Here is a 19,940-nt window from a genome sequence, read left to right as displayed (position 1 = left end):
TCCTTAAGGCGAAACACCATGAATGAGTGATTCGGGAAGCTCTTGTCCAAAGGCGCGTTGATAAAATTCTGCAACAGTGGCACGTTCGAGTTCATCACATTTATTGAGAAAGGTTAATCGGAAGGCAAAGCCGACATCTTGAAAAATTGTTGTATTTTCTGCCCAAGTAATGACGGTACGTGGACTCATGACAGTTGAAAGATCTCCATTGATAAAAGATTGGCGTACCATATCAGCAACATGAACCATTTGTGAAATTGTCTTTTTTCCCTCAGCCGTTTGAAAAGATTTGACCTTTGAACAAATGATATTAACCTCTTTATCATGGGGTAAATAATTGAGTATCGTAACAATAGACCAGCGGTCCATTTGAGCTTGATTGATCTGTTGGGTACCATGATAGAGACCGGTTGTATCACCAAGACCAATGGTGTTTGCCGTTGCAAAAAGACGAAATGCTGGATGGGGAGAGATGACACGGCTTTGATCAAGTAAGCTTAGTTTTCCAGAGGTTTCAAGAACGCGTTGGATAACAAACATAACATCGGGACGCCCTGCATCATATTCGTCGAAAACAAGAGCAATATTATTTTGATAAGCCCATGGCAAAATGCCCTCTTTAAATTCAGTGATTTGTAAGCCATCTTTTAAAACGATAGCATCTTTTCCTACAAGATCGATACGACTTACATGACTATCAAGATTAATGCGAAGACAAGGCCAGTTAAGACGTGCAGCAACTTGTTCAATATGCGTTGATTTCCCTGTACCGTGATAGCCAGAAACCATTACACGGCGGTTAAAGGTAAAACCTGCGAGAATCGCTAAAGTTGTTTGCTGATCAAAAAGATAATCAGGATCGATATCAGGAACATGGGGACTTTTTGTGCTAAAAGCAGGGACTTTCAGATCTGTTTCAATATGAAATAGATCGCGAGCACAAAGTGTAATATCGGGCAAATTTTCAACGGTAAGATTTGTCATTATGTTTCTGGAAGGGAGAGGACGCTATTTATTCATTAGAAACGATACAAGAGTTAAAGTATTTATGCAATGCTCTATAATGAGAGCCTTAGATATTGAAGAAAGATTTTTTTACGTATTCTATAATGTTTTGCAAAAAAGTAACATTTTGCGCAAATAATGATGGTCTAAATGAAAATAGACTCATATAAGCGCATGTTTTCAGCACAAACCAGACTTTTTTAGCAAATTGTAAGCATGTAAAACATCACGAAAGCGCTCTTCTGAAGCACGATTACCACCATTGGAATCAGGATGGTGCTTTTTTACCAACTCTTTATATTTCATTTTGATGTCTTCTGCTGAAGCGTTTGCCTGTAGTCCCAGTGTATCAAAAGCTTTTGCTTCTAAGGGCTTTAATTTTCGTGAGAACTTATTGCTTGAATGCTGCCCAGTAAAAAGCGTGAAGGGATCGCGCATGCGATTTTGATAGGCAGCTGTGCCAGAGCGAATCTTTGCATAATTCGCGGCTGTTTTTTTCGATGTACCATTGCTCAGATCTGTAGGCCATGTCGGACGATGTCCTGTGAGAGCATCCTTTTGAAATTTTGCGATATCTTTATTGCTAAGACCAGAGAAGTAATTAAAATTTTTATTATAGGCGCGTACGTGTTCAATACAAAAATATAAATATTGTCCTTCGTGATTTCGACCTGCTGGTGCTTTATGGGACCCTGTTTTTTCACAACCTTCCCACTGACACTGTTGTGCTTCTGGCTCAGCTTTTTGTTTTTTATTTGAGCTTATGCGAATTGAATCGAATAATTTAGATGTTATTGTCATATTATTGGTTTATGCAAAATTGATTAATTTTACAAGAATTGACTTTTGAAAAATTTGTTTTCACACTTATTCTATTATGAAAAAGGTTATTTTTGCACGTTCATTTTGTTTGAGGAATGAAAAATGTTTATAGAAACAATAATTCAGAGAAAGCTTCAGGATGCTTTTCATCCGCAAAAGCTTGAAGTGATTAACGAAAGTCATCTTCATGAGGGACATCCTCATAATGAACATGCTTTTGATGGTAAAGGAGAAACACATTTTCGAGTGAAAATTTTATCTTCTTCTTTTTCTAATATGACACGCGTAGAAATACATCGAGCGATTTATAAAGTTTTACAAGAAGAGTTAGCTACTTGTGTTCATGCTTTGGCACTTGAGGTTGAAACACTCTAATTTTTTGATGAGACGTTTTTAGGAACGGGGATGGGCCTTTTGATAGATTTTTAACAAATGGTCTGTATCGACGTGGGTATAGATTTGTGTGGTGGAAAGACTAGCGTGCCCAAGAAGTTCTTGAATCGTGCGCAAATCTCCCCCCCGTGATAAAAGATGGGTGGCAAAAGAATGGCGCAGTGTATGAGGCGTTACAGTTTCTGGTAAACCAAGGCTTGCTCGTAAGTTGCGTACAGTTTTCTGAATAATGGCGGGCTGTAGGGGACCGCCTCGTGCCCCGCGAAATATGGGTTGGTTATCCACTAAAGGATATGGGCAACATTTGAGATAATTTTGTACAGCTTCGTAAACAATTTTGATGAGAGGAACAAGGCGTGTTTTGCCGCCTTTTCCTGTTATAAATAAACTTGTTTTTTTAGGATCAGAAAATTGTTCTGGTGTGAGGCTTAAGGCTTCTGATATTCGCATTCCACAGCCATAGAGAAGCATGAGGACAGCCGCATTACGAGCGCTGATCCAAGGTTCATTTTCTAGCTGGTTTTCTTGTTTGACTATGTGAAGTGCTGATTTGATCGCTAAAGGTTTTGGGAGCGATCTTGGGTGTTTGGGGCTTCGGATAAGCTGAGCCGCCGGAACATTGACGATTCCTTCACGTGATAGGTACTTGAAAAAAGAACGGATGCCTGCTACTCCGCGGCTTAAAGAACGAGCACTTACATTGTTTGTACGCCGATAAGCAAGATAAGCACGCAAGTCACTGATGCGTAAATGAGCAAGATCTGTAAGGGTTGGTGTATGATTTAAGTGTTGACAGAGAAAAGACAAAAATTGCCGCGTATCACGTTCATAGGCTTGCACTGTTTGTGCTGACATACGACGTGTTTGGGTAAGACACTCTAACCAATTTTTCCTTGCGTTTAAAAGTGCATGGTCTGCTGGAATGAGAGGAATATTTTCATCTTTTCTCTTGTCGTTTTTGATAGGCATTATCTAGTTGAGAGTTTCTTTCTTTTTAGATTTTTCATCGTTAGAATGACCATTCTTGTTTTGGGGTTGCTCTTCACGATTGATAAGTTGCTTTTCACCTTTGAGAGAGAGTATTTTCACAAGATTGTGTGTTGACATCAAATGCGCAAAAATTAATCCTAAAAAGCCATTTTTATGAAGTTTGGCAAGTTGGCTTGCTGATAATTTATTCAATTTTTCTTCATCAACAACCCAAAAATGTTCCAATTGCGCTGAGAGACCTTTATCGTTTTTCACATTGATGGATTTTTGGCTTAGAAGATCCATTTCTACAAGAACATCAATAAACTCAGAGGTTTTCTCCATAGCGATTTTAAAACTTTCAAGAAAGCGAATACGTTCTTCCATAAAAGGAGAAATAGAGCCATCGGAATTAAAAAGTTCTGTTCCTGCAACTTCATTAAACATACCGGACTGTTGATCAAAGCAGACAGAAAGTTCTTTTTCATTGCTAATTTGTGCCAAAACAAAAGGATAGCGACGGACAAAAGCTGGAACATAAGTATTGTTTTTCCAACTTTTATCAGAAGCGATATAGTCATTTTCGTCATTAGAAAGACCGACAAGAGCTGCGGATGTGTAGTGCCGTTTTTTTTGTTCATCTTCGGCGCACATAAATAAAATAGGATAGTCTAGTGCTGCTTGAAAATATTCAGTACTTGCTAAAGGAACCCAATGAGTATCCTTGGCAAAAGACATATCAGTTGGAGGAGCAAATTTTAGATTTTTATGGGAAATTTTGTTGATTGGTGTGATATCTTTGTAAAATAGCATAATATTTGCCATAAGACTTTCTCCTTTATTAATTTGTTTTTGTTACCAAGAAAGGTCTTTTAGAAGATTGTCTCATATGGCAACAAGATTGAATAGAAAACTATAAGATTGAAGGGTTCATTTTTGAGAGATAATATTTTTGCATGAAGTATAATAAAGAAAAGCTTAAAAATAAAGTCTATCTTGCCATTATTGGTATGCCTCATGGTATAAAAGGAGATGTTTTTGTTAAAATTCTAAGTGCTGAGCCACAGCGTTTCAAGTTTTACAGCACTCTTTATGATGATATGGGGCGTTCTTATGAAATTGTAACTCTTCGCATACAAAAAAATAAGGCGATTGTACGTTTTAAAGGGGTAGAAAATCGTAATGCGGCTGAGTCTTTAAAAGGTATTCGCCTTTATGTGACGCGTGATCAATTAATTGATGATTTGATGGAGGATGAGTTTTATCAAGTCGATTTAATAGGCTTGTGTGTCCAAGATTGTGGGGGAAAAATCTTAGGTGAAGTGTGTGGTTTTTTTAATTTCGGGGCTGGTGATTTGCTTGAAATACGTTTGAATACAGGTAAAAGAGTTCTTATTCCCTTTAGTAAGGCGGCGGTACCAGAAATTTGTATGGATTCTGGTTTTCTTGTTGTTGATCCCATGGCCGCTGGTTTAATTGATGGGGGAGACAATGATAAAAAGGAAATAGCTTGAATCTAAAAATAAAGATGAAGGTAAAAAACAACAGATGAATTTCGTCAATAAAAAGTGGAATGTGTGAAAATATTAAAAATGCTCTTTTGAGCAGATATTGTAAGCACTTTATCTCGAAATAGTCCTGAATTTTTAGAGTCTTTTTTAGTGCAAGTATTTAGAAGGATCGTATTGAATATGGCGCAGATCAAGGAGACTCAAATTAACTCTATAGCGTTAAAAGTCTTGTTTGTGCTATTTTTGCTATTAAGAGTCTGTTTAAGAAAATAAGGATAAGAAATAAAATGAAGTTTCAGGCGCGCGTTTTAACCCTTTATCCTGAAATGTTTCCTGGTTTTTTAGGGTATTCTTTAGCAGGGCAAGCTTTAGAGCGTGGAATTTGGTCACTGGAGACGGTACAGATTAGGGATTTTGCTTTAGACAAACACCATAGCGTTGATGATAAACCTGCTGGTGGGGGAGCTGGTATGGTAATGCGGGCGGATGTATTGGCGGCTGCTCTTGATTGCTGTCCACAGGATTCGCCAAGATTGTTGATGAGTCCACGTGGACGCCCTTTTGATCAAGCTTACGCGCATAGCTTGGCTCGTGATACGGGTGTAACGTTAGTTTGTGGACGTTTTGAAGGGGTTGATGAGCGAGTCATAGAAGCACGAGAATTAGAAGAAGTTTCTATTGGTGATTATATTCTTTCAGGGGGTGAAACAGCTGCATTGGTTATCTTAGATGCTATTATACGTCTTCTGCCTGGAGTGATGGGGAATGCAGCTTCTGCAAGGTGTGAAAGTTTTGAAAATGACTTGCTGGAACATCCGCAATATACCCGCCCTTCTCTTTTCGAAGGGCGGGGTATTCCGCCTGTATTGCTCTCAGGTCATCACAAAGCGATCGCAGATTGGCGTCAAAGCCAAGCCGAATTGTTAACACGTCAACGTCGCCCTGATCTTTATGCGCGTTATAATAAAAATCATCAGAAAACTTGATTCATATGATAAGGTGGTGTATTGCATGGCTCTCTTTTTAGAGAGTTTTTTATAAAAGGTTTTCTGTAGTTCCAAAATTAAAATGAAGGAATGGTGTATTCGCTCCTGTGTAAGACATAGCCTAAAGAGCTCCTTATTCTTAATAAAGGCTTTTTTGGTAAGAGTTGAGCGCTCTGACTGTTCGATAAAGAACATGAAGGATAAAAGAAATGAATATTATCGCACAGCTTGAAGCTGAACAATGTGCAAAAATTGAAGAAAAGCGCCAATTTCCAGCATTTCAGCCAGGAGATACAGTCCGTGTCATGGTGCGTGTGACGGAAGGTACACGGACGCGTGTTCAGGCTTATGAAGGTGTCTGTATTGCGCGTTCAGGCGGTGGGTTGAATGAGACCTTTACAGTACGCAAGATTTCTTATGGTGAAGGGGTGGAGAGGGTATTTCCTGTTTATTCTCCTTTGATTGAAGGTGTTGAGCTGGTGCGCCGTGGTAAAGTGCGCCGTGCAAAACTCTATTATCTACGTGGCTTGAGAGGTAAAGCTGCACGTATCGCTGAAAAGAGAGATTATCGGAAAAAAGCTGAAAAGGTTGTTGAGAAAGTAGAAGCAGCATCTGTCAGCACAGATGTTGAAAAGCAAGTTTCTGAGTAAAGATTATATCGGCTAAACTTTATGCAAAAGCGGCTTTTATGCCGCTTATTTGTGTCTTTCTTGATTCGTTTTGCCTTTTAAAAGGCTTGGAGTGGACATAAAAATGTTCAATCTATCAATTTTTCCTCTTTTTATTCTTAATTATGGGTGCAGTTTAAGAGACTATTGCATATATCGTGAATACTCAAAAGGATAAGTTTAATCTGAAAAAATGTCTGTTTATATTTGGAAACGATTTTAGACCTTTGACGTGAAGATAAAAGTGTATTAGATTAAGGCGAGTTTTGCGGATCATATCCAGGGAGTAATCGGTTTTTTATGCGTGACCTTTAATCCGTTATTTGAGACAACCGACCTGTAATATCGGTATCTTGAGATGCCAAACAAGTAAAAACGAGAGAGTATGTTTAGTCGTTTTGCGCGAACTTTCTCGTTCATTGCGGTTGCAAAAACCAGGTCAGGATATTTTATGATAAACCAGGTCAGGATATTTTATGATAGAGACAACTAGGATAAAAGAGCGCCCTCGTTCCCCTCATATAAGTATTTATCGTTGGACAATTACTATGGCCATGTCCATTGCACACCGAATTACGGGTATGGCGCTTTATGTTGGAACGGTTTTTCTTGCTGTTTGGTTAATTGCTATTGCGTGTGGCGAGGAGACATTTAGAACAGTTTACGAAATTTATAGTTCTTGGTTTGGATTGTGTATTTTGTTTCTTTATACTTTGGCAGGGGTTCATCACATGGTTGGTGGTGTTCGCCACATTGTTTGGGATCTGAAGCCTTGCTTTTTGGCAAAAGAAAAGGCAACAGTCACTGCGTGGGCGACAGTTTTTATTTCTCTTATTGTTACTTTTGCGATTTGGATTATTGGATATACGGTTGTTTAGCTGGGGGTGAAAAGAGACATGAAAAAAGATTTTCGAACGGAACTTGGAAAAGTACGGGGGCGTGGCAGTGCTCATGAAGGAACAGAGCATTTTTGGCTAGAACGTTTGACGGGGTTTATCAATCTACCACTTTTGATATTTTTTATTGTTCTTATTCTTTCGCTTGTGGGCAAGGATTATAGTATTGTGCGTGCAAGACTTGCACATCCTATTGTTGCTATTTTGATGGGATTGATGACTTTTTCGGTCCTTTATCATATGAAACTTGGTATGCAGGTAGTGATTGAAGATTATATTCCACGTGAAGGTTTTCGGATATTCTTTTTGACGTTAAATATTTTATTTTGTTTTCTCATAGGTGGTATCATTATTTTTTCTCTTTTGAAAATTGCATTAGGGGGTTAAACAAGTATGGCGGGTACAGGATCATCTCTGGGTGCTAAAGCAGGTAACGCCCCTTATCGCACTGTGGATCATAAATTTGATGTTGTTGTTGTTGGGGCAGGTGGTGCAGGATTACGTGCGACACTGGGTATGGCAGAACAAGGATTAAAGACAGCTTGTATTACGAAGGTTTTTCCAACGCGCTCACATACGGTTGCAGCACAAGGGGGAATTGCTGCATCGCTTTCAAATATGGGACCTGACAATTGGCAGTGGCATTTATATGATACCGTGAAAGGTTCTGATTGGTTGGGCGATACCGATGCAATGGAATATTTGGTGCGTAATGCTCCTGCTGCTGTGTATGAATTAGAACATTATGGCGTTCCTTTTTCGCGAACGCAAGAAGGCAAAATTTATCAGCGTCCTTTTGGTGGACATACGACACAATTTGGTGAAGGTCCACCTGTTCAGCGTACTTGTGCAGCAGCTGACCGTACAGGCCATGCCATTTTGCATACGCTTTATGGACAAAGCTTAAAGCATGATGCGCAATTTTTTATTGAATATTTTGCACTCGATCTCATCATGACGGATGGGGTTTGTACGGGGGTTGTGGCATGGAATCTCGATGATGGTACAATACATCGTTTTTCTGCCAAAATGGTTGTTCTTGCAACCGGTGGTTATGGACGCGCTTATTTTTCTGCGACATCGGCGCATACCTGTACGGGTGATGGTGGTGGAATGATCGCACGCGCTGGATTGCCACTTCAGGATATGGAGTTTGTGCAATTCCATCCGACAGGGATTTACGGTTCTGGCTGCTTAATTACAGAAGGAGCTCGTGGTGAAGGAGGCTATTTAATCAATTCTGAAGGTGAACGCTTTATGGAGCGTTATGCACCTTCCTTTAAGGATTTGGCTTCACGTGACTTGGTTTCGCGTTGTATCACACTTGAAATTCGTGAAGGGCGTGGCGTTGGACCTAAGAAGGATCATATTCATTTGGTTCTCAATCATATTGATCCTGCAATCTTGCATGAGCGTTTACCAGGGATTTCAGAATCAGCACGGATTTTTGCAGGGGTGGATGTAACAAAAGAGCCTATCCCCATCTTGCCAACGGTTCATTATAATATGGGTGGGATTCCTACCAATTACTACGGGGAAGTTCTCAATCCAACGGCTGATTCGCCTGATCGTATTCAACCAGGGCTGATGGCGGTAGGAGAAGCAGGATGTGCTTCTGTTCATGGTGCTAATCGCTTGGGGTCAAATTCATTAATTGATCTTGTGGTGTTTGGTCGTGCTGCTGCCATTCGCGCGGGTGAAGTTATTGATCGGAATGCAGAAATTCCACCCATCAATGAAGAAGCTGTTGACGAAATTATAGCGCGTTTTGATCGTTTACGTTTTGCACAAGGGGCAATACCAACAGCTGTATTGCGTGAAAAAATGCAACGCACGATGCAAGAAGATGCAGCAGTCTTCCGTACAGAAGATTCTTTGAAACAGGGATGTCAACGGATGAATAAAATCTGGGGGGAATTGTCGGATCTCAAAGTCACAGATTGTTCTCTGATATGGAATTCTGATTTGGTTGAAACATTAGAGCTTGAAAATCTCATGGCGAATGCAATCATGACTGTTCATTCTGCCGAAGCACGTTCAGAAAGCCGTGGCGCTCACGCTCGTGAAGATTATCCAGAGCGTGATGATAAAAACTGGCGTAAACATACGATTTCACATTTGTCAAAAGAGGGTAAGGTGACATTATCATATCGACCTGTCCATGTGGACCCGTTAACATCTGAAGCTGATGGTGGGATCGATTTAAAGCGCATTGCACCTAAAAAACGGGTTTATTAAGGGGAGAATGAAATATGGTACAAATTAAGCTTCCCAAAAATTCTCAAGTAAAACCGGGAAAGGTTTGGCCTAAACCTGAAGGTGCTACAAAGCTGACGGAATTTCACGTGTATCGTTGGTCGCCTGATGATGAGGAAAATCCTCATTTAGATACTTATTATGTGGATCGTTCTGCTTGTGGTCCTATGATTCTTGATGGGCTTTTGTTTATTAAAAACCATATTGATCCAACTTTGACACTTCGTCGATCATGCCGTGAAGGCATCTGTGGTTCATGTGCGATGAATATTGATGGAACCAATACATTAGCTTGTACCAAAGGGATGGATGATGTAAAACATCCCATTAAGGTCTATCCGTTGCCTTCCATGCCGGTTGTTAAAGATTTGGTTCCTGATTTAAAGCGTTTTTATGCACAACACCGAGTCATTGAGCCTTGGTTGCAAACAGTTTCTCCTGAACCTGCAAAAGAATGGTTACAAAGTCACTCCGATCGCCAAAAAATCGATGGCCTTTATGAATGTATTTTGTGTGCGTGTTGTCAGACTTCATGTCCAAGTTATTGGTGGAACGGTGATCGTTATTTGGGGCCCGCTGTTTTGCTTCAAGCTTATCGCTGGATTGCGGATTCACGTGATGAGATGTGTGGTGAACGTCTTGATAATTTAGAAGATCCTTTCCGCCTTTATCGTTGCCATACGATTATGAATTGTGCGCAAACTTGTCCAAAGGGATTAAATCCAGCGAAAGCGATTGCTGAAATTAAAAAACTCATGGTTGAACGCCGCCTTTGAAAATTTACTGATTGATCAAAATAAAGCGCAAGGTGGGAAATTGTATCTCCTTTTAGCAATTAAATCTCTAAAAGAAGATCGGCTGCTTATGGGGGCGCAGTAGCTATCATCATTCTAAAAGTGAAGTAATCCCTAAAAATTTAAGCAATTCTTGCAATGGCTGAGCAGAAAACTCATAGTTGAATATTATCTTTGAAAATTAACCGATTAATGAACAGTAAAAAGAAAAATAGAAAATTGTGCGTGTTTTTTGTGCCTCTTTGAGGCTTAATCTCTAAAAATTTATTGGCTTCTATAAGGCGGTTAGTATAGTTATTATTGCCTTTAAAAAGGCATTAGTCTTTCGAGTAAACTATACTTTAAATAGCGTTCTATGTAAAAACAATAAAATCAATATGCCATGTGTTTTTATTTTTATTAAATTCGCATCATAATTTATACTTTGACGCAGATTCAATTGATCATTTTTTATAAAAAAGATCACTCTGTATAAATATAGCACAAAAAATAAATGCTGATACAAATATTATAACGCATGTAAATTATTCATATGAAATACAAAGAAGTGATCATTATGACAGTTTGTCATTTTACGATACGTTTATTATAATATCGAAAACATTGCGAATATTCAGGATTAGGAATTTTTGATAACATCATTTATATATTTAAAGGTCATATTTTTTATTTTAAAGATTGGATTGTTAATAGCATTAAAAAACAAAATTTATAGTTCTTAAAAAATGGAGAACGTAAAATCCCTATCTATTGTAGAGATAGATCATACAGTTCAGGGGGAAGTAATTTAAAATTATTGTAACGTCATAGATTTAAATTCATTAAAGAGCAGATAAGACGTTTGAAAAATAGCAAATTTATAGGTTTCTCTAAAAATTTAGAAAACGATAGTAAGAATTCTAAGAACACATGTTGCGAATGTGGAATAAGCGGTGTTTGTAGGTTCGTTTGAGTTGAATAAATTCAATAATCAAAGAAAATATGTTGTATTTGACGAGTTTCGGAGGTTTTGATTTTATATGTTTTTATCTATAAAAAAATAGAGATTTCTAGGTTTAGATCTTATTTATTATGTTAGGGTATTTCATTGTTCTTGTATGTATGCCTAAGAAAGTTGTTTAAGCAGTAAAAGTGTTTTTTATTTTTCAGCATAAAAGATATTTCTTAACATGAAAAAGAGGTGTCCAAGTATTAACGGTATAATCAGTCATTGTTTTGGTATTTATTCTGTTGTGCCATAAAACACTATCGTATTTAGGATGTGGTAATTAGAGTGGTTAGAAGGTGAAATCTGCTAGGCGAGGGGGCGGATTGTTTGCAGATTAGTTTGCGTGTTAAGAGGCTTCGTCCTTTGAGGTGTGATAGGTGGAGTCTGTTAGCCAATTACGTAAATGAGAGCGAAATCTACGTGGACAGGTTTTTAGTCTAATCTCTCTTATATACTGTGATAGGAAATTCACATTAATAAGGACTACGACCGGTTACAGAAAACAGAAATCATTGCGAAAAAACAAGCGTGCTTATTTTAAAATTTTTAATATTTGTGATCATAATGGCATGCGAAATCTCCTGTAGTATCACGCAAACCGTTCGTATTCTCGAGCCAAGAATTGTTCATATATCCTCTTCAATCTGATCTTCACGAATTGATGCAAGAGATGGGTACGAACACCTGTAAGAATAAGCAGATGCAAAGCCAGTTGTATCATTATTGTTGCTTTGCAGAGTGTTTGATAAAAATCTGGAACATTTCTCCAATTCATTGTCGGTTTATTAATGACTTTATGGCGTTGTTTTTCTAAAAGAGCTTTTGCTGTTGCAGCTTTCACTTATCAGATGGGAGTTAAGAGTATTATGTATCTCTGTTGGCGTAATCTTTGAAAGTCGCTATACAGCCTCCTAATTTGAGGAGAATATGAAGCTGTAAAGGTGCAAACCAGTTTCCATTTTTAGCATCATTTTTAAATTCTGCTTTACGACTTTTAAAAGCATCTAGAGTAATGTCTTTTAAATAATAGAGATTACGCATTGCTTCACGCTTTTGTTTCTCTCGTTCTTTAATAAGATCAAAACCTTTATGTAAAACAGAACGCCCCGAACCAAATACACTTTGCTTGTCAATTTACACGCTTGTTTTTAAGAAACCTTTCTTTAAGGTGCCTAAGCTTATTTCACTACAGAGCTCGTGGATGGTATAATGGTAAAGCTCCGATGAATAATATAAAATTTATAGAGCATCTCCATTTTTACACTTCATAAAAGAGCAAGTTGGACGCCATTAGACACTTTGCAAACTCCCAATATTGTGACAATTTTGGGCATTTTGGATGGTTTATAAAAGGCATTTTTAGTGCTTTTTGTACAGTTTCATTCTATACGGCTTTATTTACTTATAATGTGCAAGAGACATGGTTTTGGTTAATAAACAGCTTTGAAATGAGAGAATCCTACGGTATTAAGATCTTTTATCCAACACGCAAAATAATGAACACTCTTTATAAGACAATGTGATGCATCTTAAGAAGAGTGATTGTAGATCTGTGCTTTTAGGAATTTTTTCTTTTTGAGGTGCAGAGAAGAGAGCAGGAATATTCAGAGTAGAGCTTACCTTATGTAATCTATGGATATCGTCTTTAGGAGAGGGACATAAGCCACGTGATATGGTTAGCAAAGCTTGCTTAAGAGAAATTTGGTTGTTTACGAACAACTGGAGGTTAAGAATCTTTCTTCGTCCGAAGAAGACGTTGATATGCCACTATACTTTTTATTACCAAATAGAATGTGGTTTATGGATGCTAAATTGAAATGATAATTTATTTCGTATGAGGTTTTCCGTATTTGGAGATTGTTTGGTTAAAAAACACATTTATTAATCACTTGAAGATAGCACTTAGAATTTTTAAACGATAAGTTTTGGTCTTGATGACGATAATTGTTTGTGATGATCGAAAGTATCTATTTTACGAAGCTTTCATTGATAGGCGAATCAAAATTTATTCTTTTCTTTTGTTTAAATATTTATTTTGCAGCTATTTTTTCTTTTTTGCATCAAAGATACTTTTTCAAAAGGTAAATGGAAAGAATGATCAAAGGCAAGAGAATAGAGAGAGCCTTATGTATAATTTGGTTTTCTCGTAGAGTTGTTGTCTATTAACTTTTTTCTTTTTTTCTTCATGAAGAGTGTAGAAAATCCATTGGAGAAGCAAAGAGAATAGGAAAAGTTAAATAAATAGCCGTAACAATTAGTTACGGCTATTTTTGTTTGCTTCATATTACCGAGAGAGGAAGCTCCCCTTAAGCGATTTTTGATTTAGCAAAAATCGGGTCGTAAAAGACTTCAGAGAGTTTTCTATCTTTAAAGAACAACACTACGTCAACTGTTGTATAGAGAACGATTTTTATCATTTCTAACTCGAGTTGCCGGCCAATTTCTGATCTTTTAATCAAGGTGGCACATCGCTCAAATGTCTGCAAAGCGCTGTTGGCATGCGTTGTTGTAATCGATCCGGGATGACCAGTGTTGAGCGAATTGAGATATTCCCATGCTTCATTGCCTCGCAATTCAGCGAGAAAAATTCTGTCAGGCGACTGACGCATACACGCATCTAGGCATTCTTCAGCTGAAACACGACCTACATTGTTACCATAAATCATATGTACATGATTGGGATGATTGGGTAGAAAAAGCTCATGAACATCTTCAATTGTGATAATACGCTCCTCTACAGGGACCTTTTCAATTAAAGAGCGAGCAAATGTTGTTTTACCAGATCCTGTTTTGCCTGCGATAATAATGTTGCGTTTGTGAAGGACGCATTTTTCCAAAAATTCAAGAATTTTTCCCTCACGTTTACTTTGTAAGAGTTGAACTTCAAATGGTTCCAACCGTGTGAAGTCCTGCCTCGATAACAAGTTATTGGCTTCTTTTGCTGAAGGCTTATTAAAACTTACATCAGAAAAATCGTCAAAAGCCCCTTCTTCTTTGAGTTCTTCTAACGTCTTAACTATGAGAGAATGTTTACGAATTACAAAGGAAAGAGCACCATCAACAACAGCTGGTGTTTGTATAATTGTACCACGTTGCCCACCAGGCAAGAGCACATAATTAATACTTCTGGGAGCCATACCGTTATAAACGATAATAGCTGTAATAAGCGTTTGCAAAAAAGTGGTTGTTAACTCTGGTACGCTATGTACTTGCCAACCCTTAAAGCTTTTCGTCCATACTTCACAGGGGCGGCAAATCGATAATTCAGTGATCGTGGGATCTTCTAAAAAACAATCAAGCGGTTGCAGAAGCTGAAAAACTGCTTGATCTTTTTGTATCGGGTTAACGTGTGACGAGACTGTAGACATCGCTGAAATCCAGATCACGAGCAACAAAAATATTTACTCGTTCGCCTTGGTTTTTGTAAAGTGTTGGTGTGATATTGATGGAATTCTGAAGAACATCGATTGCTATAGATTCAGCATTCTGAGCTCCTTTATTTTGTGAGTTATCTTTATTTTCTTTGCTGCTTTTACCAACTTTTCCTCTTACCCATTCTCCTAAATCACCGATAATGCTTACCATAATTGCACTACCAAATCGTTCCCAAAAATGTCTGTCAACCCAGCCACCAATACCCGCTTCACCCAGAGGACCTGTGCCTGGTGAGTCAAGATTGACAACAACACCAGAAGGCGTTTCAATGCGTAACCATTGCACAAACACGCGCGTTTGTCCTTGTTGTATGCCACTTTGGTAAAAACCAACGACTTTAGAACCACGGTCAAGCAAAACAACACGTCCACTCGTGGAATAAATATCGCGTGTTAAATGACACGTCGTCATTCCGGGTTGTGATGTAATGATTTTTGTTTCTAACGTACAATCTATTTGCGTTCCTTGTGTAATCAAAAAGTCACGGTTACGAAGTTGCATCGCATGTGATTGACCTAAACGCACGGGCTGAAGGTTATCAAATAATACGCCATTACCTCTATCATTATTCGATGCTTTATTATTTGTATCTGTAGATCCTTCGCTACCACCGTTGTTAAGGCTAGAACTGAGCATACGCTTGCGTGCTAATTCTTCAGAATCTTGGAGCATATGTGGAGGAATGGCTGTTTGAAGAAGTTTACTCAAGGCCGGTGGAATATCCAAGTTTGAATCTTCTATTTGTGTTGATTTTTCTGCTTCTTCTACAATCTTTGGCTCTTCTATAATCCGAGGGACATAGTTTGGTATAATTTGCTGTACTATTTGTTGTGGTTTTTCTTCCTCAACCTCCACGGTATTACGCATTTTAAAAGCTTTCCAAGTCAAGGCAATCGGTATCGCTACTATGACAATAAGTCCTACCATTAACAATGCACGGGTACCTGGAATTGTCGGACGACGTTCAGAACCTAGTTCGGATCCTCCATAGGCACCTTCAATATGTTTTTGCTCGACGTTGTCCAGTTTTGTACCTTTTCCCTCTCCTTCCTTATTGTCAAACATCATTTTCCTCCTTTATTGATACGATAAACCACCGAAGATACTGTCCCTGTTGTGTTTGGTACGCCATTGGGGTCATAGGCTTCATTAAAAACAGCTAGAGCGCGTTTACCAAGCCGTATGAGCCATTTAGGATTGACCTTATGAACGGCGATAATATCATTAGAACTGCCGATAACGGTGCGTGGTATTAAGCTTTCATTGCCTTCAGCATCTACGACATAAATCGATGGCATATCCATGTTAGCGGGAAATTTGAAGTAAGTAATACGCCCATTGTCCCAAGCATTTATCGGAGCAATATCTTGGTGACCGCTCATGGTATAACTGAGATTATAGCCGTTGACGCTTTGGTGAAAACCACGTTCAATCGCAAGGCGTCGATTGTTTTCTTCTGACTTTTCATCGTTTGAATCGGGATAATGGAAAGCCAATTCATATGTTGATCCCGCACGGTCATTCCGAAATTGTAGTCGGAATTTATAACTCCGTTTGTCGGTTACAACGATGAGATTGGTATTGGCAAGTTCTGCTTTTGGTTTAATAAAAATATGCCGCCCTTTATGAGCAAAGGCATAGGCTTCAGAATCGCCAAAGGCATGAGTTATGTACTGTTCACCTTCTTCAAGAATAATATGTGTTGCCACACCAAGAACTGTTTCGATTTGAACCACATCGGCTTCGTTATATGTTATATAGCGAATGCGGTGATCATATTGTGAATTTGATGGACTTTTGAGCGCCTGCACAGGTACCGTATAAAGAGAAGAAAACGAAGACAATAGAACAACGAACGCAAGTTTTTTCATAACAATCAATTCCTTAATCATTCAACAGTATTTCTGGGTCAGAACGGTAACTTGTTACTTGAAAACCAAGGGGGTTAAGCAATCGATCAGATGATTTCATGGGTGCACCAACATAGGTGTAACCAATTGTTGCAATTTGGTGCTGTTTTGGTCCAGTAGCAGCACCGTTGCTGTCAAGTTGCTGAGTCGTAAAACGTACAGTTGCTTGACCGAGTCCATTAGGCTGGATTGATCGTACTTTAACTGTGATACGTGCTTTGTTGGAAAGCACTTTGTCCCGTGCATTTTCTCCATCATAGATTTTATAATATTCTTGTTGAACAGATGCCGCACTTAAAAGTGCTGTTGTGTCATAGTTCAGTTGAATAGTATCGTAGTCGTAAGTTTCGCGGTTAAGCACATATTGATTTAGCCAATATCTATCTACAACTTCACCATAGCTTTCTTCGTGTTCACGCATGATTGAGATAACATCAACTGCACCTGTCGTATTATCAACGCGCAATACTAAGGGAGTTGGAGCTGGTTGAGAAAATCCAACAACTCCACATATCATACCGAATAAGCCAAAAAGACCCACAGTACTCGCAACACGCCATGCCGTTCTGCGCGACCTTATAAATTCATTGATAAGATCACGTTCTAAGCCACGGCTTTCTTCATAATAACTTCTAAGTTGTTCGGCTTTCACTGGTTTTGCTTGTTTTGTTTTCATCTGTCTCCTCGCTTGATTTCGGCAGGGATTGTTTTATTAATAGGCACANTAGCAATTGCTTTTGAGGAAATACCCGTGACATATGTTTGTGTTACCTGGTTAATTTTATCGAAAAGTTGCGTGAACATAGTAAAGTTCATGGCATTCCTCTTTAACGAATTTTCAACTTTTTATCACCTTGAAACATAGATACATGCTAAACACTTCATTTGCATTTATACAGTCCCTAAGTATTTTCACCACGATATCTTGGCTTTGATAAAATCTCTGTGTCTCTTTGAATTATTGGGATAGTACTGAACCCTGTAAATTAGCTTTTGTGTTCATCGTATGATCGGTATCTGTTTTTTTTCATTGTTAAAAAACATCATATCAAGTTCGCGTCTTTTCCTTTTGATAAGTGATTGCTCAGCATCATGTAAATACGCTACCATTTCCATTTTTATAAATTCATTTTGGATCATAGCTAATGTACCATCGATATGTGCTTGAAGATCTGCAATGTCTTTCAGTTTTTCTTTTGTTTGAAGCTCATCGAGTAGTCCTCTGAGGTATTGAAAACGACTTTCTATGTTTTCAAAACTTTCCAAACTCACAGCTTTATCTTGAACAGATACAGATTGTAAACGCCCAGAAATAGCTTTGCTGATTTGATCAAAGTTCCCAGAAACTTTGTTTTCTTCCTCCAAGACCTCTTGATATGATTGCCTTGAAAGCTTACTGTCTGTATAAAGAAATTCTGGCTCTTTAAGAAAAAAACTAGAAAAGTCTATTTGCTTTGGGTTTGTTTTCTGATCCTTTGTTATAGCCTGATAAGCTTTTTCTACTTGTGAAAGTTGTTGTCTTTTCGAATCAAGCTGCTTTTTTAAGAGCTCAATAATTTCTCCTTTTTTTAAAAGCTGAAGGATTTCCGAATATTCTGCTGATAGAGCAGGTTGTGGCGGTGAAGCAGGTTGTAGCGATGGAGCAGGTTGTGGCGATGGAGCAGGTTGTGGCGATGGAGCAGGTTGTGGCGATGGAGCAGGTTGTGGCGATGGAGCAGGTTGTGGCGATGGAGCAGGTGAATTCTGTTTAGTATGTGATTCCGAAAGAATCTGTGCCCTTAAAAGATTTAGCCGCACGCTACTACCTAAATGACTTCCATCAAAATTGCTTGCATGTGCCAAATTTATCNTATCTTGGCTTTGATAAAATCTCTGTGTCTCTTTGAATTATTGGGATAGTACTGAACCCTGTAAATTAGCTTTTGTGTTCATGAAAAAAGCAAATGTTGTAAAGAGCTTTATTCGCTAAATTCTTACACTGGGCATATCTGTGTACTGAAAGTTCACTATTTTTCCATACAATTTACGTTTTTGTATTTCGATAAGGAGCTCTTCATTATCGCGTAAATTTCTGACCATTTGTAATTTTGCATATTCATTTTGGAGCATGGATGACATGTTCCTGATGCGTGTTTGTAGCTCGAAAACTTCCGCTAGATTCGTTGTTCTATTTATCTCATCTAAGAAATCGATGATTTGCGTAAAGCGCTTCTCTACGTCTTTGAAAGTTTGCAAGCTTACAGCTTTTTCGACAATTCCACTATATTTAAGACGCTTATCAATTATTTGTCGCATCATCTTTGGCGGAAGGCTCCAAAAGTTTGCCCTTTTCTCTTCGGCATAAATAGAAAATGAAATGTCTTTGAGATTGGGATACTCAGTCACAAATAGGTTATGGTAGTTTTGGTTTAGTTTTGCGTAGATAGGCATATCGTGTAAGAAAAAATTCCCCTCCTCTTTTATTCTTAGTTCTGTTATTCTACTTCCTGTTATAGATTGATAGACTTTTTTCGCGTTATTGATCTGCTCTTCAGTTACTTTAATTTTTTCTGTTAACAACTGAATAATTTTCAGATATTCTGTTGAGGAGGAGATTTGGATAGTTGAAGTTTGAGCGTCAGAACCCCAACTAAAGTTAGACCTTAGAGTTAAATCTATCATTGCCAAAAGACTAATCATTCCTATTGTAATAAATCGTTTTTTCACCTTAACACTCCTCTTTTTGACGATTAAAAAAGCCCAACATTTTTTATCATTATTATAATTTTAATAATAAAGTAAAGCATATAATTTACGATAATTTATCTTTTCTTAATTTCATTTTTTAATTTATGAAAATAGCTCAATTTCAGTGCGAATATTTTTTACTTTAGGATTGGATATTCTTGTTATTTTATCGTGTGCATTTAAAGTTTCTGTTATGNCTATCATTGGGCTGTTTTAGCTTTGGTGCTAATGCACAAGCCGATAAAAGGTTTGCAATCAAAATTACAAGAATGATATTTTTCATTTTAATATGACTCTTTTTACTGTTATATACATTCTGATATTTGTTGTCATTATTATAATTTTGACACTAAAGTAAAGTGTATAGTTTACGATAATTTATCTTTTCTTAATTTCATTTTTTAATTTATGAAAATAGCTCAATTTCAGTGCGAATATTTTTCGCTGTAGGATGAGATATTTTAGTTATTTTATCGTGTGCATTTAAAGTTTCTGTTACGAGAATCATTTCTTTCTAGCTACATCCTCTAGTTTCTATGTTTCCATAGATGTCCAAATGTAATGCCTTTTGCGAGAGAAT

At 37.9% G+C, this 19,940-nt stretch carries 19 protein-coding genes and 1 pseudogene; 8 read left to right on the top strand and 12 right to left on the bottom strand.

Annotated features, from left to right (window positions below; genetic code table 11):
- Positions 1–3 precede the first annotated feature (3 nt).
- Both cobS and ACFIL7_RS05295 read right to left on the bottom strand, forming a co-directional pair.
- Positions 4–984 carry a cobaltochelatase subunit CobS gene (gene cobS / locus ACFIL7_RS05300; protein ID WP_375612717.1) on the bottom strand — a complete coding sequence of 327 codons (981 nt, stop codon included), beginning with the start codon at positions 982–984 and terminating at the stop codon, positions 4–6.
- Between the two features lie 201 nt (positions 985–1,185).
- Entirely contained in the window at positions 1,186–1,806 is a 621-nt protein-coding gene (locus ACFIL7_RS05295; protein ID WP_375606021.1) for a J domain-containing protein, read from the bottom strand.
- Between the two features lie 123 nt (positions 1,807–1,929).
- On the opposite strand from ACFIL7_RS05295, the gene ACFIL7_RS05290 reads away from it, so the two are divergent.
- Positions 1,930–2,202: a BolA family protein gene (locus ACFIL7_RS05290; RefSeq protein ID WP_375612716.1), complete on the top strand. Its 273-nt coding sequence runs from the start codon at positions 1,930–1,932 to the stop codon at positions 2,200–2,202.
- Positions 2,203–2,220: 18 nt separating this feature from the next.
- Here the strand turns inward: ACFIL7_RS05290 and ACFIL7_RS05285 are convergent, their stop codons facing one another.
- Positions 2,221–3,189, bottom strand: a complete 969-nt coding sequence (locus ACFIL7_RS05285; RefSeq protein WP_375636540.1) for a tyrosine recombinase XerC — start codon at positions 3,187–3,189, stop codon at positions 2,221–2,223.
- Between the two features lie 3 nt (positions 3,190–3,192).
- Complete coding sequence (locus ACFIL7_RS05280; protein ID WP_375636538.1) at positions 3,193–4,014, bottom strand: SapC family protein; 822 nt, start codon at positions 4,012–4,014, stop codon at positions 3,193–3,195.
- A gap of 131 nt (positions 4,015–4,145) precedes the next feature.
- On the opposite strand from ACFIL7_RS05280, the gene rimM reads away from it, so the two are divergent.
- The 7 genes from rimM (at position 4,146) to ACFIL7_RS05245 (ending at position 10,282) form a co-directional block, all read left to right on the top strand.
- Positions 4,146–4,703 (top strand): ribosome maturation factor RimM, encoded by a 558-nt coding sequence (gene rimM, locus ACFIL7_RS05275; protein ID WP_375618306.1) that lies wholly within the window; start codon positions 4,146–4,148, stop codon positions 4,701–4,703.
- A gap of 284 nt (positions 4,704–4,987) precedes the next feature.
- On the top strand, positions 4,988–5,686 hold the full coding sequence (gene trmD, locus ACFIL7_RS05270; protein ID WP_375612244.1) for a tRNA (guanosine(37)-N1)-methyltransferase TrmD: 699 nt from the start codon (positions 4,988–4,990) through the stop codon (positions 5,684–5,686).
- A gap of 209 nt (positions 5,687–5,895) precedes the next feature.
- Positions 5,896–6,336: a 50S ribosomal protein L19 gene (gene rplS, locus ACFIL7_RS05265; RefSeq protein ID WP_375612245.1), complete on the top strand. Its 441-nt coding sequence runs from the start codon at positions 5,896–5,898 to the stop codon at positions 6,334–6,336.
- A 494-nt stretch (positions 6,337–6,830) separates the two neighbouring features.
- On the top strand, positions 6,831–7,232 hold the full coding sequence (gene sdhC / locus ACFIL7_RS05260) for a succinate dehydrogenase, cytochrome b556 subunit (RefSeq protein ID WP_375639816.1): 402 nt from the start codon (positions 6,831–6,833) through the stop codon (positions 7,230–7,232).
- Between the two features lie 18 nt (positions 7,233–7,250).
- Complete coding sequence (gene sdhD / locus ACFIL7_RS05255) at positions 7,251–7,637, top strand: succinate dehydrogenase, hydrophobic membrane anchor protein (protein ID WP_375612246.1); 387 nt, start codon at positions 7,251–7,253, stop codon at positions 7,635–7,637.
- Between the two features lie 6 nt (positions 7,638–7,643).
- A complete protein-coding gene (gene sdhA, locus ACFIL7_RS05250) occupies positions 7,644–9,488 on the top strand; it encodes a succinate dehydrogenase flavoprotein subunit (RefSeq protein ID WP_375634365.1) in 1,845 nt (614 codons plus the stop codon).
- A gap of 14 nt (positions 9,489–9,502) precedes the next feature.
- Positions 9,503–10,282: a succinate dehydrogenase iron-sulfur subunit gene (locus tag ACFIL7_RS05245; RefSeq protein ID WP_005774220.1), complete on the top strand. Its 780-nt coding sequence runs from the start codon at positions 9,503–9,505 to the stop codon at positions 10,280–10,282.
- 1,870 nt (positions 10,283–12,152) lie between these two features.
- On the opposite strand, the gene ACFIL7_RS05240 is transcribed toward ACFIL7_RS05245, so the two are convergent.
- From ACFIL7_RS05240 to ACFIL7_RS05205, 8 genes and pseudogenes are all read right to left on the bottom strand, one after another.
- Positions 12,153–12,329, bottom strand: coding sequence for a hypothetical protein (locus ACFIL7_RS05240; RefSeq protein ID WP_375618303.1), 177 nt, complete (start codon positions 12,327–12,329; stop codon positions 12,153–12,155).
- 1,265 nt (positions 12,330–13,594) lie between these two features.
- Positions 13,595–14,656, bottom strand: a complete 1,062-nt coding sequence (virB11, locus tag ACFIL7_RS05235) for a P-type DNA transfer ATPase VirB11 (protein WP_375634367.1) — start codon at positions 14,654–14,656, stop codon at positions 13,595–13,597.
- A complete protein-coding gene (gene virB10, locus ACFIL7_RS05230; RefSeq protein WP_375618344.1) occupies positions 14,631–15,788 on the bottom strand; it encodes a type IV secretion system protein VirB10 in 1,158 nt (385 codons plus the stop codon). The genes virB11 and virB10 overlap by 26 nt, the downstream gene beginning before the upstream one ends.
- The gene (gene virB9, locus ACFIL7_RS05225) at positions 15,788–16,594 is read right to left on the bottom strand and encodes a P-type conjugative transfer protein VirB9 (RefSeq protein WP_375606008.1); all 807 of its coding nucleotides are present in this window, start codon (positions 16,592–16,594) and stop codon (positions 15,788–15,790) included. Before virB9 ends, virB10 begins: the two co-directional genes overlap by 1 nt.
- A 13-nt stretch (positions 16,595–16,607) precedes the next feature.
- On the bottom strand, positions 16,608–17,309 hold the full coding sequence (locus ACFIL7_RS05220; RefSeq protein ID WP_375606007.1) for a virB8 family protein: 702 nt from the start codon (positions 17,307–17,309) through the stop codon (positions 16,608–16,610).
- A gap of 323 nt (positions 17,310–17,632) precedes the next feature.
- Positions 17,633–18,475, bottom strand: a complete 843-nt coding sequence (locus ACFIL7_RS05215) for a type IV secretion system protein (protein ID WP_375683423.1) — start codon at positions 18,473–18,475, stop codon at positions 17,633–17,635.
- A gap of 123 nt (positions 18,476–18,598) precedes the next feature.
- Entirely contained in the window at positions 18,599–19,339 is a 741-nt protein-coding gene (locus ACFIL7_RS05210; protein ID WP_375633577.1) for a type IV secretion system protein, read from the bottom strand.
- 220 nt (positions 19,340–19,559) lie between these two features.
- Positions 19,560–19,643 (bottom strand): annotated as a pseudogene (locus ACFIL7_RS05205) (TrwH protein); the annotation flags it as partial.
- Positions 19,644–19,940 lie beyond the last annotated feature (297 nt).

Source organism: Bartonella sp. AP3QHHD (genome assembly GCF_042195765.1).
In the GTDB taxonomy this organism is placed as follows: Bacteria; Pseudomonadota; Alphaproteobacteria; order Rhizobiales; family Rhizobiaceae; genus Bartonella.
Note: the sequence above shows the minus strand (reverse complement) of the source record. Positions and strands in the feature narration are given on the sequence as shown.

Bases quoted from the DNA above. Each gene is read 5' to 3' on its own strand.
- cobS (WP_375612717.1), bottom strand. From the start codon at position 984: ATGACAAATCTTACCGTTGAAAATTTGCCCGATATTACACTTTGTGCT.
- ACFIL7_RS05295 (WP_375606021.1), bottom strand. From the start codon at position 1,806: ATGACAATAACATCTAAATTATTCGATTCAATTCGCATAAGCTCAAAT.
- ACFIL7_RS05290 (WP_375612716.1), top strand. From the start codon at position 1,930: ATGTTTATAGAAACAATAATTCAGAGAAAGCTTCAGGATGCTTTTCAT.
- ACFIL7_RS05285 (WP_375636540.1), bottom strand. From the start codon at position 3,189: ATGCCTATCAAAAACGACAAGAGAAAAGATGAAAATATTCCTCTCATT.
- ACFIL7_RS05280 (WP_375636538.1), bottom strand. From the start codon at position 4,014: ATGGCAAATATTATGCTATTTTACAAAGATATCACACCAATCAACAAA.
- rimM (WP_375618306.1), top strand. From the start codon at position 4,146: ATGAAGTATAATAAAGAAAAGCTTAAAAATAAAGTCTATCTTGCCATT.
- trmD (WP_375612244.1), top strand. From the start codon at position 4,988: ATGAAGTTTCAGGCGCGCGTTTTAACCCTTTATCCTGAAATGTTTCCT.
- rplS (WP_375612245.1), top strand. From the start codon at position 5,896: ATGAATATTATCGCACAGCTTGAAGCTGAACAATGTGCAAAAATTGAA.
- sdhC (WP_375639816.1), top strand. From the start codon at position 6,831: ATGATAGAGACAACTAGGATAAAAGAGCGCCCTCGTTCCCCTCATATA.
- sdhD (WP_375612246.1), top strand. From the start codon at position 7,251: ATGAAAAAAGATTTTCGAACGGAACTTGGAAAAGTACGGGGGCGTGGC.
- sdhA (WP_375634365.1), top strand. From the start codon at position 7,644: ATGGCGGGTACAGGATCATCTCTGGGTGCTAAAGCAGGTAACGCCCCT.
- ACFIL7_RS05245 (WP_005774220.1), top strand. From the start codon at position 9,503: ATGGTACAAATTAAGCTTCCCAAAAATTCTCAAGTAAAACCGGGAAAG.
- ACFIL7_RS05240 (WP_375618303.1), bottom strand. From the start codon at position 12,329: ATGCGTAATCTCTATTATTTAAAAGACATTACTCTAGATGCTTTTAAA.
- virB11 (WP_375634367.1), bottom strand. From the start codon at position 14,656: ATGTCTACAGTCTCGTCACACGTTAACCCGATACAAAAAGATCAAGCA.
- virB10 (WP_375618344.1), bottom strand. From the start codon at position 15,788: ATGTTTGACAATAAGGAAGGAGAGGGAAAAGGTACAAAACTGGACAAC.
- virB9 (WP_375606008.1), bottom strand. From the start codon at position 16,594: ATGAAAAAACTTGCGTTCGTTGTTCTATTGTCTTCGTTTTCTTCTCTT.
- ACFIL7_RS05220 (WP_375606007.1), bottom strand. From the start codon at position 17,309: ATGAAAACAAAACAAGCAAAACCAGTGAAAGCCGAACAACTTAGAAGT.